Source organism: Arachnia propionica, from assembly GCF_003859805.1.
In the GTDB taxonomy this organism is placed as follows: Bacteria; Actinomycetota; Actinomycetes; order Propionibacteriales; family Propionibacteriaceae; genus Arachnia; species Arachnia propionica_C.
Genome location: NZ_RQZG01000005.1, coordinates 1 through 17,688 on the forward strand (window position 1 = coordinate 1; position 17,688 = coordinate 17,688).

The window sequence follows — 17,688 nt, forward strand, 5'->3', positions numbered from 1 at the left end:
TCAACGGGGCAAGCTCGGCCACAAACCGGGAATCGCCCAACCAGCCGGCACCCGTGAGACACCACGACTGCTTCGCCACCGCCCCCGAAGCAAGCCAGGCCCGGAACACCGCCACCGCGAACCCGTCCCGACTCACGACATCGGCGCGGTCGCGTACCGCCGCGACAAGAGGGTGCATCTCCTCGGCACTGAGGGCCTGCACCACCTCACCCACCTGGACCACCGAGAGCCGATGACCCTCCACCACCAACGGCGGCAACATCGCCAGATCGAAGGACACCGCTGGGGGTTTCGGCAGGCTGGTAGCGGCCTCGACCCACCACCCGGTCTCAACAGACAACTCTGGGGTGTCGGCCTCGGCCAGCAGCTTCTCCACCACGCCTCGGGTGGCGCCGGAGGTGTTGGGCAGCACCTCACGCAGCTGCTCCACTGGAACACCCCGCAACATCGGTGTCAATGCCTCGGCCTGCGACGGGGACAGACGAGCCGTCAAGGCTTCGCTGATGTGGGAGTTCAACCACTCGGTGGCGACCGGGCCAGCCTTCGTCGCCAACAGGTCCAGGAACAACGGCACCACACCCGGACCATGAGCCACCTCGGCGATGCTGCGGGCGTAGACCTCGGCCAAGCCCTTGCTCTCGTTGTTGATCTGTTGCACCAGGGCATTGAACCCGTGGGACCCGGTCGCGATCAGCCACGGCACAGCCTCATGCCAGGAGAGCAGCCGCGCTCCGGTGCGTTTGGCGAAGGCCACCCGTTCGGCTGGCGTGGGCAGGATCGACCCGACGAGTGCACTGACTCGGTAGGAGTCCTGAAGAGCTTGGTTGGGGATCTGGGCCATCAGGTCACGGGCGTCGTCTGGGCTCAGGCCTCCCAGGGCAGCACTGACCACCGCAGCATTGCGGTCGGTCTGCCAGGCACCGTAGACGTTCTGCTTGAACATGGCGGGCAGCGGTGACGGCAGGGCTTCGACAGCATCTCGGCGTTCCTCCTCGGAGCGGGAGACCAGCACCGGCCGCGCCAGCAGGGCATGGATGGAACGGGTGGCCAGGTCCTGGGTCAGTGGCTTCGCCTTCCGCTCCCACGGCGTCCGCAGCACCACGGTGACCCACTCCGGCATCTCGATACCTCGGTGGTAGCTGTCCTTGGCCCGGCGTTGGGCATTGAGATCCTTCAGGTGCTTGTTCCACCAGGCCCGCCGCTCATGGCCGGGCAGGGTGGTGAACACCGGCTCGGAGAAGACGAACCGTTCCTGCACGTAGTAGTCGGTGTACTTCTGGATGCTGAGGATGCGGGCGGCGCGTTCGGCCTCGGCCTCCGCGTCGAAGGGCTCGGTGTCGGCCTCGATGGTGACCTCCCGGCTCAGGTCATAGGCCAGCTCGAACGGCGTCACCCTCAGCCCCAGGTCATCGGCATCGGCATCGGAGACGACGATCGGCTCTGGAGCCTCGGGTTCCGCCGTCTCCGGGGCCGTCGTGGGCGCCGTCGGCGTGGCGGGTTTCTTCATTGCTGCTTTCGGTTCGGTGGGCTCGGTGGGGGTCAGCGCCTGCGTCGACGCCCCGTCCTCATCCGCATACCCCTTCTTGAGCTTCGCCGCGATCTGCTTCTCCGCCTCCGCCAGGGCCTTCTCCGCGCTGTCGTACTGCTTGGTCTTCGTGGTGCCATCCGAGCCACGTCGACCGTACCGGACGGTCACGAGGTCATCGGCCACGTCGATGTACCAGAACTTGTCAGAGGTTCCTTCGGTGAGACTGAGGCGTCGCTGCATGAGAAGAACCCTAGAGCAACCCACCGACAAAAATGTCTCCTCCTGCGCCCGCTGGTCGACCGACCATCCCAGAAGCTGCTCGTCGAGCCCCCACAGTCGTTCACCAACGAACCTCGCCCGGTCCCGAACAGTGGAGGAGAGCAGACCGTCAGGCCAGCGGATGGCCGAACGCGGAGACCAGCAGCAGATGCGCCACCTCATCCGGGCCTCGGTTCAGGAACGCCTGCGCGGCCTCCGCGACGAGTCTGCTGCCCGCCCGCCTGGCCTGGTCGATGAACTCCCGCCATGCCCGGTCCCGCTTCAGGATTCGGTCAGCACCCGCCACCAGCAGTTCGCCGAGCAGGACGTCCAGTCCGGTCAGCAGTGCACCCGGGCTGGTCAGCGGCCCCTCCGAACGTGAGACCGGTAGCTGCGGTGGGTCCGCCACCGGTTCGGCCACGTGCGGCTGCAGCGGCACCGCATCACCCACCAGCAGGAACGGATCCACGGTGGCACTGTGCTGATGCCACGACCACCGGCCCGAGACATGGGCCTCAGCTGGGTGCCGACGCTGCCACTCCAGCAGCCTGGCAGCAGTGGCGTGGAAGCCGTCGAAGGTGCGACGACCACGCCGCAGCCGCAGCTGGAACGGCTGCCCCTCGCCGTCGTGCAGCACCGCCACCAGCGACGCCGTCGCCGGATCGTGCCCGACCTCGACCACCCGGGTCACCCGGCAGGCCGCCAGATCACTGCCCGCCGCGCGATCCCCCAGGACCGCGGGCAGTCTTGTCTGGTGGGTGGCCAGCTCCGTGATGGTCTCCACCCGGAACGGGGCCTGCACCTGATCCAGGGCCCCGGCGGGCAGCCCCGTCGCGGACCGGTTGGTGTGCGAGAAGTCCCCGAGACCGTGGAGACGACCACCCAGCGACATCACCTGACCGCCACCCCAGGCGCTGATCGAGATCCCCGCGACGGTGCCCCGGGCCAGCCGCCACGACGGGGTGTCCTGCTCGTCCGTGATGCGCCGCGTCACCCGCATCGGCGCACCACTGCGGGCATCGACGAGATGAGCGATCACGCGGCAGTCGTCATCGGTCTCCAGGAACTCGGTACCGAGCCCCACCAGTCGGGACCTGGCCACCCGGGTCTGAATCGCGGGTGATCCCGCCACCAGCCGGTCCGGCACCCTGCCAGGGTCAGGGTTGGACAAGGACAGGGTTCGGGCCAGCAACTCGGTGACGATCCGTACCAGCCGGGACGCATCGAAGCTGCGGTGTCGCCCCTCGTAGCGGGCGAGCTCCTCCAACAGCTCCTCCAGGAGATCGGCCAGATGGTGCAACTCGGCTGCGCGAGATCGGGCCGCGAGCCTCGACCACACGGCGGCCAGGCTCCGGTGGCCAGCCTCCGCACCGACCCGTGCCAGCTCCGTCACCGCGGCACGGAGCTCGGTCAACAGACCCACATCCGGGGTCCACTGCTCGGGGGTGGAACGCAGCCCGGAGTCGCCGAACGGCACCCCTCGGGCTGCCGCCACCGCCACGGCCACGTGGGCGCAGGGATCCGGGTCGTGACAGGTGCAGCGCACGTAGGTCAGGTCCGCCCCGGCCAGGAACCTCACCGCCACCGGGACCGGATGGTGGATCCGCACCACTGCGATGCCCCGGTGGGAACCGACATGGGCCAGCACCCCGGAGGCCACCAACCGCTGGGCACTGCGCACCGCAGCCGCCCCCAACGCAGCTGTCAGGGCGTCGTCGCCCACCTCGGCCGGATCGAAGGTCGCCACCGGTGCCGCGGCACCATCGACGACCGCGGGCTCGCTCTCGACCTCCTCGACGCTGCCCTGGGCCTGCTCCTGCTGGTAGACCAGCACGGCCCGCACGATGTGCCGACACCGATGGGTGGCCAGGCAGGTGCAGGTCCACTGGTCGAAGGGCCGATCCGCGAACAGCACGCAGACGGTGCCGTCCTCGCCCGTGACGGTCACGCTGCCGTCGGCCTCCTCGCTGAGGCGGCACGGCGCCTGTCCCAGTTCCTTGCGGGCACGACGCACCGTGCCCTTGTTGGTCAGGTCCTCCAGCACCGCATCGGTCAGTGCCAACAGATCAGGACGGCTCACTGGATCACCTCCGCCACCCACGCGGCCAGGTCGTGCGGGGTCATCGTCGCCACCTTCGCACCACGACGGGCCAGTCTGCGCGCCAGGTCCTCGTTGAGCCCCACTGCACCGTGCGAGTCCAGCGCGCCCAGCACCAGCACCCTCACCCCGGCCTCCACCATCCGGGTCACGGAGTGCACCATGGCCTGCTCGGAGCCACCCTCGAACAGATCGGTGATGAGCACGAACATCGCCCGCCTCGGGGTGGTCACCAGGGACTCCGCGTAGACCACGGCCCGCGCGATGTCCGTACCTCCACCGAGCTGTACCTTCATCAGCGTCTCCACCGGATCGTCGACATCCGCGCTCAGATCCACCACCGAGGTGTCGAAGGCGATCAGATGGGTGCGCAACGCGGGCATCCGGTGGAAGATCGACGCGGTGATGGCGGAGTGGATCACCGAATCCGTCATGGAACCGGACTGGTCGACCGCGATGATGAACTGCCACTTCTCGGCGTGACGGCGGGTGCGCGAGACGAAGACCGGATCGGAGATCACCAGCTTGCCCAGATCCTGCGACCAGTTCTTCAAATTCGTGCGGATGGTGCGCCTGGGATCGAAGTTCGCCGCGACCTTGTGAACGCTGCGCCGCTGCGGGTCCCGCCGCCCCGTCAACGACTGCACGATGCGGGGCTTCATCTTCTCGATCAGCTGATCGACCACCCTGCGGACGATCTGCCGGGCCGAGGCCAGCACGTCGTCGTTCATCAGGTGCTTGGTCCGCAGCACCGCCTGCAGCAGGGTCTCCGACGGCTCCACCCGCTCCAGCAGCTCCTTGTCCGTGACCAGCTCCAGCATCCCGTACCGCTCCAGCGCGTCCTCCTGGATGATCTCCCGGGTGCGTCTGGGGAACAGGGTCTCCACCTGGTTGATCCACGACGGCACCGTGAGCGACGACGTCGTGTCGCCGCCCTGCCTGCCGTGGGACTCGCGATCGTAGAGGAAGTCCAGGGCCTCGGCCCGTGCCAGGTCGATCCCCGCCAGGTCACCCAAGGCCTCCGAACCCTCGCCGAGCACCAACCGCCACCGGGTCAGCCGCTCATCCATGTGCACCTCCCACACCCAGGAAACGACGAAGACTCACGGCCAGCTCCGTCTCGAAGCTCGCGATGCCCACCGCATCCTCGACCGAGCCGGAGAACCGGATGGTGGCGAGCACTGCGTCCTCGCCCAGGACCAGATCCGCCACCTTGGCCCGCTCGGCCGGGGTGTAGCCACTGAAGGCGCGACGCAACCCCGGCAGCGAGTCGAGGAAACCCTCCTCACTCAGGGAGGTGAGCACCTGGTCCAGATGGAGCAGCGCGGCAGGGCGACGCAGGGCCGCCTCCCGGACCACCCCCAACAGCCCGGCCACGAAGTCGCCGAAGTGCTCCGGAACCGCCAACACCGAGATCCGCTCCGCGATCTCCTCCTCGCCGCGTGCCTCTGCCAGCCACTGGGCACCCAGGCAGGCACCGCGCACGCTCGGAGCCTGCCGGTCGTCGAGGACCACGGCATCCAGGGCATGGTGGAAGGAGACCAGGTCGAGTCCGAGCTGATCGCCCACCCGCTCCGCGCAGTCGGTCAGCGCTCGCATCGCCTGGCTGAACCCCTCCAGGGCAGGCCCCTCCGCCAGCGGGGTGAGGCGTTCCAGCAGCCGGACGGCACGGTCGAAGGCGGTGCCGAGCAGCCTCCCCAGATCGGCCCGCCCCGTGGCCCGCAGGATCGGGTCGTAGCGGTAGAGCTGCATCAGGACGCCGATCGCCTCACCCAGGCCGGGCAGTGCGACGGCCCTCGCCAGGAGATTCTCGGTGCGGGCCTGCAGGCTGGTGGACAGCTGTCCCACCCCGCACAGCGCGGCCTGCATGACCAGACGCGCGGCGGCGGCGGGATCGTCGACGATGTCGGCGGCCTGCACCAAGAGCCGCTGCACGACGGCCTGCTCGATGCTCCCTCCGAAGCGGGCGGCCTCGACCAGTCCGCCCTCGAAGGTCGGGGTCCAGATCAGCTGCCAGCGCTCCATCCCGTCGTGCTGTGCCCCCTGCAGGAGGGTGAAGCCGGGGATCTCCAGGACAGCGACGCCATGGAGCAACCGGGATCGTTCCACCCCCTCATCGGTGGCGAGATCAGCCACCTCCTGGCGCAGCGTCGGTGTCGGCATCAATCCCAGGGCGCTGAGCCGGGTGCGCAGCTCAAGGGTCAAGGGTGGCTGTCTGGTCCCTGCCGCGAGCCCTCCCATCCGGTCCCCGCGCAGGACGAGCAGCACCGCAGCCAGCAACGGGTGATCCTGGCCACGATCATCCTTGACCAGGGCCGAGACGATTCCTTCCAGCAGGTCGGTGCGCCAGATCTGGGGATGACCACGGAGTCGGGCCAGGGCGCCGGCGGTGACCCGCACCGCCATCAGGTTGGCGGGGGAGAAGAACTGCCCGTTGCCGCGCAGTGTCGTCACGACCTCCGCCAGCAGGGCCTCGGCGGTGTCGGGACGTCCGGCGTCACGGTCCCGGAACAGGCGGTCGTAGAAGCCGGGGGAGGGCTGTCCGGCGTCGTACCCGTCGAGGGCGTCGAGAGCGGCGTACGAGGTGGGGGTCAGTGCGATGCCGTAACGGTCGTCATCGGCGGGTGGCTGCCAGACCTCGACCGGTTCCGGTGGCGAGGCGAGCAACTGCTCCAACCCGGCCACGTGTGCGGCCCCGCACACCACCAGCAGATCATCGCCGTGGCGGTCCCGGGCATCAAGGATGCGCCCTGCCATGTGGGCCTCCCTGCGGCGGGTCTCCTCGTCCGCATCACCTCGCAGCAGTTCCCCGATGAGCCGCATCCTGGTCCGGTGGGTGGCGAGGTCCAGCCGGGGATCCACCTCGATCAGCTCGTCGAACAGGGTCGAGAGGTCGTCCACACCGAACTCCCGCTGGAGGTGCTCCGTGATCCGTTCGGTCACCACGGGTTCGGCGAACCGGTTCTCCGCGGTCGCGATGTCGACGAAGGCCAGCCAGGGCAGGTCGATGAACTCGGTGTGGACGGTAAGTTCCCGTGCGGTGCGGAGGGCCACCCACTCGGGGCTGAAATCCGTCAGGGGGTAGAAGCTGCTGCGTCGGATCGCTGCCTGAGGGCTGGCCTCCGGGGCATCGGGGAACAACGGGGCCCAGGAGTAGATCATCACCGGGAGCCGGTGGTCGAGCGTCAGCTCCGACAGGTGCGGGTTGAACTCGGTGGGGCCCTCCACCAGCAGTGCCTTCGGAGGGGCGTCGAGCAGTCGCTGTCGGAGAAGACGGGCGGCGGTCGGGGAGTGATGCCTGACCCCGAAGAACTCGACCATTGGCCCATTGTGCCGAGGTACTGCGACCCTGGTCCAGAAAACGCCTCCGGGACTCCGACCAAGGGCTTGAGATGGGGTGATGCTGTGGACTTTTCCCCGACCGGGGAGGATCATGCCCTCATGAGCAACCTCCACGTGTCCTTCAAGGAGCGGGACGTCTACCTTGACATCCTGTCCGAGAACTACTCGGAGGGCCGGTTGTCGGACGGGGAGTTCGCGGAGCGTCAGGACCAGATCCTGAGTGCCGTGACCCACGGGCAGTGCAGGGAGGCGCTGCGAGGACTCGTCGTCAGCCGTGAGGAACCCTTTCCCGGCGAGCAGGAACCCCCGGTGCCGCAGCCGGTGGCCCCGCCCCGTCGCTCCCGCCGTTCGGTGCTCGCAGCAGGGGTGGCGGGTCTCGGGCTCCTGGGGCTCGGTGGTCTGGGAATTCTGGGGATGCGTGTGAATTCCTACACCTCAGGCTCGGAGACCATCACCGTGGAGCCGTTCGCCATCCTGGACGGTGTTGCCGTGATGGCCGAGTGGGAGGACTGGCCACGCATGGTCCAGGCCCTGGAAGCGGCGGGTGTGGCAGGGGTGCAGCGGTTGTCGATCAAGCCGGGAGAGCTGGAGGGGGAGGTCAGTCGTCTGTACGACGGGCGGGTGCTGCGGATCACCACGCACGACAAGGTGGTGCGCACCGCCGAGGTGTTCGACGCGCAGGAACACATCGTCTTCTCCCTGGAGGACTTCGGTGGGGAGCGACTCGTGTCACGGATGACCGACCTGGTCAAGGAGACCTGGCCCGGGGTGACCCGGGTCGAGAGCATCCGGCTGCGTGGCTCTGACGGAGGTGGTGACATCCGGGTCACCTTCACCGAGGGGGATCGCACCCGTACTGCGCTCATCGACTCCTTGAGCCATCGCATCCTGGACGTCATGGACGGATAGGTAGGATCAGCACCGACCGGAGGCGAGGAGGACAAGCGTGCGGGTCGTCGCGATTGCAGCCGTGGCCGACAACGGGGTGATCGGTTCGGGTGAGGACATGCTCTGGCACATCCCGGCTGATTTCCGACGTTTCAAGGCCGTCACCACCGGAAACACCCTCATCTTCGGGCGTCGTACCCACGAGCAGGTCGGGCTGCTGCCGAATCGCCGCATCATCGTCGTCACCCGGGACCCGGCGTGGAGTGACGACGGTGTGGAGGTGGCACACTCCATCGAGGAGGCCCTCGAGCTGGCCGCCGCCACCCCGGAGAGGACCTGTTTCGTCGGGGGCGGCGGCGAGATCTACGCGGCCGCCTGGCCGTACCTGACCGAGCTGGACATCACCCATGTCCACCAGAGCCCGGAGGGGGCGGCGACGTTCCCCGTCGTGACTGCCCACGAATGGACCGAGATCAGCCGCGAGATCCACGAGGGCTTCGACTTCGTCCAGTACCGGCCCACGCCTGCGGCATCCGACGAGGGCTGACCTCAGTACCGGGGGCGTGTGAACTCGACCCGGAGGTCGACAGGTGGCTGTGCCATCAGGTGGAGCGGGAGGACGATGTCGAAGCTGGGGTACCGGGTCGTGGCGATGAGGCGCTGGTCATCCACCACCACCTGCTCGATCTCCTCCAGACCGTCGAGGACCAACGCCCAGACCAGGGTGCGGTCAGCGCTGTTCTCGCACGCGATGACCACCTCTGACTCCCAGGCGGTCCCGCCGTACCGGATGCGTTGCGCACCCAGATCGACGGAGCGGGCCACATCCACCTCGTTCCAGTGGCCAGGGCGGTACTTCAGGAGAGTGCTGGTGTGGGACTCGCACAACGGCTGCCAGGAGCTCGGTCGACCATCCGTCGCATCGGCGCAGAACTCCCCGAGGACCAGGGTCCCGTCACCGAGGACGAGGCCGTCCCACAGCGGGAGCTCCCGATCCGCAGCCTGCCATCGCCGCTGCAGTTCCTCGACGGCTCGTTGCCGGGAGACGGCCTCGTCCTCATCGTTCACGGAGCCAAGTGAAGCACCACCGGCCAGTTGGTGTCCTTGCGGGGCTTGCTCAGATCCCTGGGGTTGGTGTTCACCCACAGGCCGCCGACCTGGTGCTGGGCGTTCGACTCGGTGAAGGCGGCCGGCCAGGTGAAACCGTTGCCGGAGCCGTTGCGGTGGCCACAGAAGTACCACTGGCTGGCCCCCTCGGCGTGGAACTCCACCCCGTAGCTGGTCCCTGCCCTGAAGGTGAGCTCCCCCGGCAGGGCCGCGTCGTACCACACGAAGTTGGACAGGCGGGACTTGCCCAACGTGAAGTACTTGTAGTTGGGCTGGGTCTGGGTGATCCGGCCGGCGGCCAGTTCCTTCCCGCCCTCGGTGATGCGCCAGCGCAGCGATCCGCCGACGGTGGCGACGGTGGCGAAGGACAGGCCGGTGACCTTCTTGTCAACACCCGGGGTGAACAGCTCCCGAACGTGGCGACCGGTGCTGACCTTGTAGACCCGGAAGTCCGGCGTGTTGTCGGTCCTGCCGACCACGCTCTGGGACTCGACGTCGGAGACGCCCTGGGTGGCGCCGTCGACGGTGGTGAGCTGCATGATGGGGGAGAACAGCTTGCCGCCGGAACCGGTCTCGGTGAGGTTCGTCCAGGTGTAGGCACCACGGGTTCCCTTGCGACGGGTCCCCATCAGGGCGGACCAGTCGGTGGTGTTGAGCCAACGGGCGGGGCGACCTGCCTCGGCGGGGGTGCTCTGGGTGTCGACACTGATGAAGTTGGCTGCGGGATCCGGGTCGAGGTTGTCGAAGACCATGTGGTAGAGTTCGCCCTTGACCAGTGCGGTGGAGCTCGTCGTGAAGCTCATCTCGTCCAGTATGGACTTCTTCTCACCCGGTGTGAGGTTGGGCGTGTGGACGAACTCCGCCACAGCGGTGGCCGTCAGATTCGGCAGGTGGTCGTTGGAGCCGTCGTCGGGCAGCACCCGGACCCGGATCCGGCCACCGTTGCCATTGGCGTAGTCAGTGCCCGTGGGCCAGTAGAGGCGGACCTTGTCCAGTTTGCCCTCGATGAGGGAACGGAACCGATAGACGGCGATGTACTCATGGTTCACCGGCTTCCCGTTCTTGCTCGGGATGCCGATGACCATGTTCGCCAAGGAGGTGATGGTGAAGGTGCCCGGGCCGTAGAGCCGGGCGAACTCGGCAGAGTCGAGACGGTGGCCAGTCGCCGGGACCAGGCGGGCATCGGGGGTGGGCTCGTCGGCGTGGGCGAGGTGAGCGGTGCCCCCCAGGGCCGCGGCTGTCAGGCCCAACAGGCCGAAGGAACGTCGTGACAGGTGTGTGTGGCTCATCTGAACTCCTGTTAAGTAAGGTTTCCACGGCCAGCCTAGGCACTGTGTGAGAGCGGTTCCATGGCTTTCGAGTCGGCTTTTGGGGCAGGAGTGGATGTGAATCCCGAGAGCCCTATTGTGGGAACATGCGTTCGACGGCCAGCATCCTGCACCTTGACCTGGATGCCTTCTTCGCCGCCGTCGAGCAGCGGGACAAGCCGAGCCTGCGGGGCAGGCCCGTGGTCGTGGGTGGAGCAGGGCCGCGGGGCGTCGTCGCAACGGCCAGTTACGAGGCGAGGGCGTTCGGGGTGCGGTCCGCGATGGCGGGCACCGAGGCCAGGCGTCGGTGCCCGCACGCGGCCTTCCTCGGCGGCAGGTTCCAGGCATACCGGCAGTCCTCGCAGATCGTGATGGATCTGTTGCGTGAGGTCTCCCCCGTGGTGGAGCCGTTGAGCCTCGACGAGGCCTATGTGGATCTCGCCGAGAGTTCCTGGGACCTGGGACGGCTTCCCGACCACGTCGAGTGGTTGCGGGCGGAACTGAGTCGTCGCACCGGTGGGTTGACCGCCTCGGTCGGGGTGGGATCGAGCAGGCTGGTGGCCAAACTGGGCTCCGAGGCCGGAAAACCGAACGGCCACCGGGTCATCCGGCCCGGTGAGGAACTGGACTTCATCTCGCCGCTGTCGGTGAGGGCGATCCCGGGGGTCGGGCCGGTGACGGAGGGCAAGTTGGTGACGCTTGGCATCACCACCGTCGAGGAGCTGCGAGCGATGGACCCCCGGGTGCTGGTTCGGGAGCTGGGGAGGGCGCTCGGGGAGTCCCTGCACGAGTTGGCCCACGCCCGCGACGACCGCCCGGTCGCTCCTGAGCGTGAGGCGAAGTCGATCTCCACGGAGGACACCTTCCCGACCGACCTCACCGATCGCGCCCAGCTCGCGGGCATTCTCAGGCGTGATGCCGCAGCGGTCGCCGGGCGTCTGGTCAGGGCGGGGTTCTTCGCCCGAACGGTGTCGATCAAGGTGCGGATGGCGGATTTCACCACCATCTCGAAGGCGCGATCCCTGGGTGGTGCGACGGACCGCGCCGAGGTGATCGGTGCCGTCGGGGAGGAGCTCCTGGCGGAGGTGGACGTGCTCCACGGGGTGCGGCTGCTGGGAATCGGGGTCAGCAACTTCACCCGCGCAGCGCAGGAACGACTGTTCGACCAGGAGACCGAGGTCGCCGCCACCACGACCGAGGTCGAGGTGGACACCTCCGGGGTTCGGGGGCGGGGTTACTTCCCCGGTGCGGATGTGATCCATGAGGAGCTGGGGCGGGGCTGGGTCTGGGGAACCGGCCTCGGGCGGGTCACCGTCCGTTTCGAGACCAGACTGACCGGCCCCGGGCCGGTGAGGACCTTCCACCTCGACGACCCCGCACTCCAGATCGCCCAGGACCTGCCGGAACTGCCCTGTTGCCCGAGACGTTCCGAGTTGTAGGGTTGGGCAGGGTGGGCCGGCCGAAGTGGTGAAACTGGCAGACACGCAGGATTTAGGTTCCTGTGCCGCAGGGCGTGAGGGTTCGAGTCCCTTCTTCGGCACGAGGTTGGGCTTCCTCAGGCCCGGATGGCCCGGGAGATGTTGTCCGCCCGGCCCCTGAGGGTTCCTCGGGCCAGGGTCGGGCCGACCAGGTGGACTATCGGTTTCATCAGCCAGTACCGCAGCCCCTGGCCCTTCCGCTGCGCCGTCACGAAGGCCAGGGTCATGGTGGTGCCCGACTGGTGGGGCTCCAGGGTGATGCGCAGGCTCTGCACGATCCGGGGTGAGCGCTCGGGGAGGAAGAGGTCCCACCTGAGGGACGCCGACGGCTCCTCGATGGTCAGCCTGTGCTCGCTCCAACGTGGCGAGGAGTCGCGGGTTCGGGCCCGCACCGTGCCGGTCTGGCCCGCCTCGGCATCGGTGAAGAACAGGTCGTTCCACTCGAGCCAGCGGTTGGGGTCGGACAGCAGGTCCCACACCGTCTCGGGCGGTGCTGCGAGGAAGCGGCGATAGGTGAACCGATCGTCAGGAGCGGTGGGCTCGGTGGCGGTGAACTCGAGGGTCTCGGGTGCGACGTCGAGGTCCTGCAGCATCTCCGCGACCCGTCCTGAGGGCTCCTGGAGGAGATGTCGGAACAGGTGGACATCCGGTTGTGGCTGACTCGCGGCCTTCTCGAGTACCGTGCGGAGCCCTTTCCGGTACAGAAATTCTCCCCGGGATGGCTCGACGGGGGGTGCGGGAGGGGCCTCCTCGGGCAGTGAGATGCCAAGTCTGGCGATCCGTTCCCGGTGGATGCGCATCGCTGCCGCACGGGCGCTGACCAGGGTGACTCCTTGCTCCGCCAAGGCGTCGCTGACCGGGCCGCCGATGCTCACCAGGGCCAGCAGGAGATGCTCGGAGTCGATCTCCGGGTGGCGGGAACGGCGTTGTTCGTCCTCGGCCAGGACGCTCATCTCCCGGAACCACTTCATTGCCCGCAGGTACTTGTTCATGTGCGTCGCCTCCTCGGGACGGCGATCGATGGATCGATCCGTTTGTTGTACTTCTTGTGGACCGCTTGACGGCTGACGCCCAGCAGGTCGCCGATCCGGGCCCAGCTGTATCCGGCGCGCAGTGCTGCCTCCACCTGCTGGAACTCCAGGGACTCGACGAGCAGCCGCAGCGAGGCCACCGCTCGCAGCCCTGCCTCAGGATGTGCGGTGTCACCCGCGGTGTTCGTCAGGTCGCTCGACTCCATGAATGTCAACGTACGTTGCCAACCTGGGTTTGTCAACCTAGGTTGTCAAGGTCTCGTGGTTTTCTGCCATTCCTCGCCGTCAAGCTGGTCCAGGACAGGAAAGAATGGCAGGAAGTGCCGTGAACGTCAGCGGGGTGCTCCTCCTCCCGGGAGGTCGTCGGAGGGGAAGGCCGTGCTGGCCGATCGGCCAGGACATGCATACACTTGCCCCGTATGAATGGAGAACCAACGTGAATAGACTTGTGGCTCCTGCAGCCGCTCTGCTGACCGCACTGTCACTGGCTGCGTGCTCGGGCAGTACTGAGTCCCCCAGTACGATGACCCCCTCCACTGCGCCCTCATCGATGGAGGAGGGTACAGCGGGCGAGTCGACCGGTGCGCAGCGCACCGAGGTCACGACAACACCTGCTCCCGACATGGAGGGAGATCCGGCGCCGGTGTTCATCGGCATGCTCGAGGTGGCCGGGGTGGAGCGAGGAACCGCCACTGACGACCAGCTCACCGTCGCCGGACACCAGGTGTGCGCCGCCTTCGACGAAGGCCAGTCGCTGGGTCAGGTGGTGGAGGCGCGCACCGAGACGGAGCTGGCCGGCATGGATGAGAAGTCCTACAAGGGATTGGCCCTGGCCGCCAGTGAAGTGCTGTGCAGCAAGCACCAGGAACGCATCGCCAAGGAGTTCCAGGAGAGCTGACCCGGGTCAGGACGGCCCGAAGCTCGCGTCCTTGAACCGGACCTTCGCCTCGCCGACGCCGTCGATGGTGCCCTCATGCACCACCACCTTCTCGGAGTACGCCCCGCTCGCGGTGTTCCCGGACACGGTGAGGTCCGTGACGTCACCGATGATCCGCTTGTCCCCACGGCGCCCTCGTGAGACGTCCGCCCCGACGTAGACCAGTGGTGCCTGGGCGTTGGTGGTCGCGAAGTCGTTCCCGATGATCGAGACATTCCGCAACGGTCCGAACCCGCCGTTGTAGGTCACCTTCTCCCCGTCGACCGGTGAGGGGATGTAGCCGCTGCTCATGTAGCTGTACGGGTTGCTTCCCCGGCTGAGGATCGAGGTGGCGTCCCACACCGACTCGACGCCGATGGCGGCTTTCCGGGCGCGGCCCTTCAGATGGTTGCCGGAGAACACCGTCCCGTGGGAATCCGTACCCGCGTACATCATCCACTGTGGGTTTCCGTCACCGGTGACGGTGATGGAGTTGTCGATGAACTGGTTGCCGTCGCTGCCCTGGTAGGCCTGCAGCAACGCCTGCCGTGAGGCCCGACCGGAGGTGACCGTGTTGTTGCGGAGCACGTTGCCGTCGGAGTTGTAGCCGATGGTCACCCCGGAGGACCCGCCCTCGAGCAGATGGTTGTCCTGCACCGTGTTGCCTGAGCTGTTGTTCTGCATCGAGATGTTGCGCATGTTCATCGTGATGGTGTTCCCGGAGATGGTGCTCTCGGAGACCCCGGAGAACGCGATGCCGTAGTAGCCGCCGGTGATCCGGTTGTTCCTGATCCGGATGTTGCGGGCATGGAGCCGCTGGGGGTTGATGCCGCCGGTGTCGGTGTAGCGGTCCCAGTACGGCGACTTGCGGTCGTAGGTGTTCTCCTGTTCCTGGACCGCCTCGATGACGATGGAGTTGGCCACGCCCTTGGTCTCGGGCTCGCCCGTCACGTTGTCGATGCGACTGTCCTCGATCAGGACGTTGTCGATGTCGGAGACGCTTGCGCTCAGCTGAATCCCGCGATGGTTCGCGTTCGCGATGTGGATGCGCCGGATGTTGAGGTCCTTGACCGAGTTGCCCTGTATGCCGATCCCGTGACTGGTCTCAGCCATGTCCATCGTGAAGTCGTGCAGCGACATGCCGGTGGACTCGGTCTCCAGCTGGACAGCGATGGCGGGTCTCGCGGAGGACCCCTTGCCGGTCGGGGTCAGGGTGGCTCCTCGACCCTCGATGCCGGTCAGGTCCCTCGGCAGCTTGACCGTGCCCGAGTAGCGGTAGGTCTGCGACGGTGCCAACGCGAGTGTGGTGCCCTTCCTCGCCGCGAGTTCTGCAGCCGTGTTCAGGGTCTCGCCGGCGTCGGCGGGGATGTCCCAGGCGATCAGTTCCACACAATCCTGGAACCGGGCCCCGTAGGAGGAACCGGAGAAGGTCTCGGTCACCTCCGAGGCGGCACCCTTGTCGAACACGACGTGGGAGGTGCCGTCGCTGACCACGACGTGGTCACTCGCCCGGGACAGGGTCCGGGCCTCGGCGACGGAGGAGACCACCGGCACCTGGCCTGCCGCATGGGCCTCGGTGAGTCCTGACCTGTCGAGGAAGGCCTCCAGCGACTGGCTCGTCGGCTGTCCGGCAGGAGGTGGCACTGGTGCTGGAGTGGAAAACCCGGGAGCCGTCGGTGTCGGTGCGGGGGCCGTGGGCTCGGGTGCGGGAGCCGCAACGGTGCCCGGATCCGACGGCGCCCCCTCGGCCGACGTGCTGGGCAGTGGTGCCGGCTGCTGGATGGCCTCACTGCTGATCGCGGTGGGGTCCACCACGGTCTGGGGGGCGGGTCCTGTGGGTGAGCTCGTGTCGTCCACACCGGACTGCTGGGCGGTGGGGGACTCCTCAGGGGCGACCTCCTGGGGTGGCTCCGGCAACACCGCGTCCTCCAGCAGAGGCTCTTCCGGCACTGGCTGGTCGGTTCCGGTGACGACAGGGGGCTGTGGCGGAGCGGGAACGGCGGAGGTGGTGTCGGTGTGTGATGACTGGCAGGCCGCCAAGCCCAGTGACATGGCGCCGATGACCGCGAGAACACTGGGAAAGCTGCCGTGTCGATGCATCACAACTCCTGGGTCAACCGAGATCCGTGCCTGAGAAATTTTCGGCCAAAGGTGAAGTGAAGCGCCACTTGAAAGAGTGCTCTCAGCCATAAGGCTGACGTGTGGGATCAGTTCTCGTGGTCGATCCACCGCTCCCCGGACCGGGTCGCGGTGAGCGATCCGGCCGACAGCGCTGCCAGGGCTGCATCGAACTCGGCCAGTGCAGCCTCCGGGATGGCGACACCGATACGGGCGCACTCCGCCCATTCGACACCCTCCACCATGACGGCGGTGCCGGAGGGCAGCACCATGCCTCGAAGCGCACCCTCGAGGGCACCGATGGTGGCGAAGTCCACCTCGATGCTCAGCAGGTGCCGTCGCTCCACCGTGCGGACTCCAGCGGCCTGGACGGCCTGGGCCACGGCATCGGAGTAGGCCCGTACCAGACCGCCGGCTCCCAGCTTGACGCCACCGAAGTAGCGGGTCACCACCGCCACCACATCGGTCAGGCTGTTCGAGTTCAACACCCCGAGCATGGGGATCCCCGCGGTGCCTGCGGGTTCCCCGTCATCCGATGAACGGGCGGTGCGTGCATCCGGCCCCAGCACGAAGGCCGAACAGTGGTGGTTGGCGTCGAAGTGCGCGGACCGTCGCTCCTCCACCACGGCCCTGGCCTCGGTCTCCGAGGTGACCCGCCGCAGCCGGGTGAGGAAGCGAGACCGTTTGATCTCCAACTCCACATCGACCCCCGCGCCGACCCCGGCGTCGATGGTCAGGAAATGCTCAGACACCGAGTTCGCGACGCAGCTTCGCGACGTGTCCCGTCGCCTTGACGTTGTACTGGGCAACCCTGATGGTCCCTCTGCCCTCGGCGTCCACGTCGATGACGAAGGTGGAACGCAGGACACCCTCGATCTCCTTGCCGTAGAGCATCTTCTTCCCGAAGGCCCCGTAGGCGGTCAGCACCTCGCGCTCCGGGTCCGCCAGCAGGGGGAAACCGACCTCGGAGGTCGCGGTGAACTTCGCGAGCTTCTCGACACTGTCCGGGGAGATCCCGATGACGGCGTAGCCGGCGTCCTGGAACGGGGTGAGTGCGGCGGTGAAGTCGACGGCCTGCGTGGTGCATCCAGGCGTCATGGCAGCCGGGTAGAAGTAGACGATCACGGTGCCCCCGGCGTGGTCGGCCAAGGAGACCTCTGCTCCTGTCGCGTCGGGTAGACGGAAGTCGGGGGCGGGGGAACCGGGCGTCAGGCGTGCAGTCATGGGACAAGTCTATGGGTCTAGACTCGGAGCTGTCCGCTGTCGAAAGGTGAAGCCATGGGTGATGTGAGCGAGCGCACCGTCGAGGAGATCCGTGCTGACCTGGCAAGGAACCGAGCCGCGATGTCGGAGGCCGCCGCTGACCTGGTGGAGGAGTACCGGCCGAAGAACATCGCCAGGCGCACGGTCAGCGAGGCCAAGGGTTTCGTCACCGAGGAGTTCCGCAACGTGAAGTCCCAGATCCACGACGAGAACGGGTGGCGCACCGACCGGCTGGTGATCCTCGGCGGGGCGGTGCTGGGTGTGGCGCTGTTCGCCCTGACGCTGTCCAGCCTCCGACGCCGTCATCGCTGAGAAGGACATGCATGCAGAACCACACAGCGCCCCGGACGGATG

16 protein-coding genes and 1 tRNA gene are annotated in these 17,688 nt (G+C 67.5%); 6 read left to right on the forward strand and 11 right to left on the reverse strand.

The features are described 5' to 3' along the window. From EII34_RS05405 to EII34_RS05420, 4 genes are all read right to left on the reverse strand, one after another. A partial coding sequence (locus tag EII34_RS05405) for a WGR domain-containing protein (protein ID WP_185711192.1) occupies positions 1-1,768 on the reverse strand: 1,768 nt, incomplete at its 3' end. A gap of 148 nt (positions 1,769-1,916) precedes the next feature. Next, the gene (locus tag EII34_RS05410; protein WP_124843724.1) at positions 1,917-3,866 is read right to left on the reverse strand and encodes a hypothetical protein; all 1,950 of its coding nucleotides are present in this window, start codon (positions 3,864-3,866) and stop codon (positions 1,917-1,919) included. Then, the gene (locus EII34_RS05415) at positions 3,863-4,954 is read right to left on the reverse strand and encodes a VWA domain-containing protein (protein WP_124843726.1); all 1,092 of its coding nucleotides are present in this window, start codon (positions 4,952-4,954) and stop codon (positions 3,863-3,865) included. Before EII34_RS05415 ends, EII34_RS05410 begins: the two co-directional genes overlap by 4 nt. Further along, positions 4,947-7,205 carry a DUF5682 family protein gene (locus tag EII34_RS05420; RefSeq protein WP_124843728.1) on the reverse strand — a complete coding sequence of 753 codons (2,259 nt, stop codon included), beginning with the start codon at positions 7,203-7,205 and terminating at the stop codon, positions 4,947-4,949. The genes EII34_RS05415 and EII34_RS05420 overlap by 8 nt, the downstream gene beginning before the upstream one ends. Before the next feature lie 120 nt (positions 7,206-7,325). On the opposite strand from EII34_RS05420, the gene EII34_RS05425 reads away from it, so the two are divergent. Beyond that, positions 7,326-8,135, forward strand: coding sequence for a DUF1707 SHOCT-like domain-containing protein (locus tag EII34_RS05425; protein ID WP_185711193.1), 810 nt, complete (start codon positions 7,326-7,328; stop codon positions 8,133-8,135). 37 nt (positions 8,136-8,172) lie between these two features. Next, positions 8,173-8,661 (forward strand): dihydrofolate reductase, encoded by a 489-nt coding sequence (locus EII34_RS05430; protein WP_124843732.1) that lies wholly within the window; start codon positions 8,173-8,175, stop codon positions 8,659-8,661. A gap of 2 nt (positions 8,662-8,663) precedes the next feature. Here the strand turns inward: EII34_RS05430 and EII34_RS05435 are convergent, their stop codons facing one another. Next, positions 8,664-9,182, reverse strand: a complete 519-nt coding sequence (locus EII34_RS05435) for a hypothetical protein (RefSeq protein WP_124843734.1) — start codon at positions 9,180-9,182, stop codon at positions 8,664-8,666. Beyond that, entirely contained in the window at positions 9,179-10,510 is a 1,332-nt protein-coding gene (locus EII34_RS05440) for a hypothetical protein (RefSeq protein ID WP_124843736.1), read from the reverse strand. The genes EII34_RS05435 and EII34_RS05440 overlap by 4 nt, the downstream gene beginning before the upstream one ends. 125 nt (positions 10,511-10,635) lie before the next feature. Between EII34_RS05440 and EII34_RS05445 the strand changes: the two genes are divergently transcribed. Together EII34_RS05445 and EII34_RS05450 are read left to right on the forward strand one after the other, a co-directional pair. After that, on the forward strand, positions 10,636-11,967 hold the full coding sequence (locus EII34_RS05445; RefSeq protein WP_124843738.1) for a DNA polymerase IV: 1,332 nt from the start codon (positions 10,636-10,638) through the stop codon (positions 11,965-11,967). A gap of 19 nt (positions 11,968-11,986) precedes the next feature. Next, positions 11,987-12,068 (forward strand) — tRNA-Leu (locus tag EII34_RS05450). A gap of 15 nt (positions 12,069-12,083) precedes the next feature. On the opposite strand, the gene EII34_RS05455 is transcribed toward EII34_RS05450, so the two are convergent. Continuing rightward, positions 12,084-12,998 (reverse strand): SRPBCC family protein, encoded by a 915-nt coding sequence (locus EII34_RS05455; protein ID WP_124843740.1) that lies wholly within the window; start codon positions 12,996-12,998, stop codon positions 12,084-12,086. Continuing rightward, the gene (locus EII34_RS05460; protein ID WP_124843742.1) at positions 12,995-13,243 is read right to left on the reverse strand and encodes a hypothetical protein; all 249 of its coding nucleotides are present in this window, start codon (positions 13,241-13,243) and stop codon (positions 12,995-12,997) included. The genes EII34_RS05455 and EII34_RS05460 overlap by 4 nt, the downstream gene beginning before the upstream one ends. Positions 13,244-13,587: 344 nt before the next feature. On the opposite strand from EII34_RS05460, the gene EII34_RS15905 reads away from it, so the two are divergent. Next, positions 13,588-13,935 carry a DUF732 domain-containing protein gene (locus EII34_RS15905; protein WP_185711194.1) on the forward strand — a complete coding sequence of 116 codons (348 nt, stop codon included), beginning with the start codon at positions 13,588-13,590 and terminating at the stop codon, positions 13,933-13,935. A 6-nt stretch (positions 13,936-13,941) separates the two neighbouring features. Here the strand turns inward: EII34_RS15905 and EII34_RS05470 are convergent, their stop codons facing one another. The 3 genes from EII34_RS05470 to EII34_RS05480 form a co-directional block, all read right to left on the reverse strand. Then, positions 13,942-16,053 carry a right-handed parallel beta-helix repeat-containing protein gene (locus EII34_RS05470; protein ID WP_185711195.1) on the reverse strand — a complete coding sequence of 704 codons (2,112 nt, stop codon included), beginning with the start codon at positions 16,051-16,053 and terminating at the stop codon, positions 13,942-13,944. 107 nt (positions 16,054-16,160) lie between these two features. Then, on the reverse strand, positions 16,161-16,823 hold the full coding sequence (locus EII34_RS05475) for an IMPACT family protein (protein WP_124843748.1): 663 nt from the start codon (positions 16,821-16,823) through the stop codon (positions 16,161-16,163). Then, positions 16,816-17,295, reverse strand: a complete 480-nt coding sequence (locus tag EII34_RS05480) for a peroxiredoxin (RefSeq protein WP_124843750.1) — start codon at positions 17,293-17,295, stop codon at positions 16,816-16,818. The genes EII34_RS05475 and EII34_RS05480 overlap by 8 nt, the downstream gene beginning before the upstream one ends. 54 nt (positions 17,296-17,349) lie before the next feature. Between EII34_RS05480 and EII34_RS05485 the strand changes: the two genes are divergently transcribed. Continuing rightward, on the forward strand, positions 17,350-17,646 hold the full coding sequence (locus EII34_RS05485) for a DUF3618 domain-containing protein (RefSeq protein WP_124843752.1): 297 nt from the start codon (positions 17,350-17,352) through the stop codon (positions 17,644-17,646). Positions 17,647-17,688 lie beyond the last annotated feature (42 nt).

Coding starts and splice junctions, on each gene's coding strand:
- EII34_RS05470 (WP_185711195.1), bottom strand. CDS start 16,053: ATGCATCGACACGGCAGCTTTCCCAGTGTTCTCGCGGTCATCGGCGCC.
- EII34_RS05420 (WP_124843728.1), bottom strand. CDS start 7,205: ATGGTCGAGTTCTTCGGGGTCAGGCATCACTCCCCGACCGCCGCCCGT.
- EII34_RS05425 (WP_185711193.1), top strand. CDS start 7,326: ATGAGCAACCTCCACGTGTCCTTCAAGGAGCGGGACGTCTACCTTGAC.
- EII34_RS05415 (WP_124843726.1), bottom strand. CDS start 4,954: ATGGATGAGCGGCTGACCCGGTGGCGGTTGGTGCTCGGCGAGGGTTCG.
- EII34_RS05460 (WP_124843742.1), bottom strand. CDS start 13,243: ATGGAGTCGAGCGACCTGACGAACACCGCGGGTGACACCGCACATCCT.
- EII34_RS05440 (WP_124843736.1), bottom strand. CDS start 10,510: ATGAGCCACACACACCTGTCACGACGTTCCTTCGGCCTGTTGGGCCTG.
- EII34_RS05445 (WP_124843738.1), top strand. CDS start 10,636: ATGCGTTCGACGGCCAGCATCCTGCACCTTGACCTGGATGCCTTCTTC.
- EII34_RS15905 (WP_185711194.1), top strand. CDS start 13,588: ATGGAGGAGGGTACAGCGGGCGAGTCGACCGGTGCGCAGCGCACCGAG.
- EII34_RS05455 (WP_124843740.1), bottom strand. CDS start 12,998: ATGAACAAGTACCTGCGGGCAATGAAGTGGTTCCGGGAGATGAGCGTC.
- EII34_RS05480 (WP_124843750.1), bottom strand. CDS start 17,295: ATGACTGCACGCCTGACGCCCGGTTCCCCCGCCCCCGACTTCCGTCTA.
- EII34_RS05485 (WP_124843752.1), top strand. CDS start 17,350: ATGGGTGATGTGAGCGAGCGCACCGTCGAGGAGATCCGTGCTGACCTG.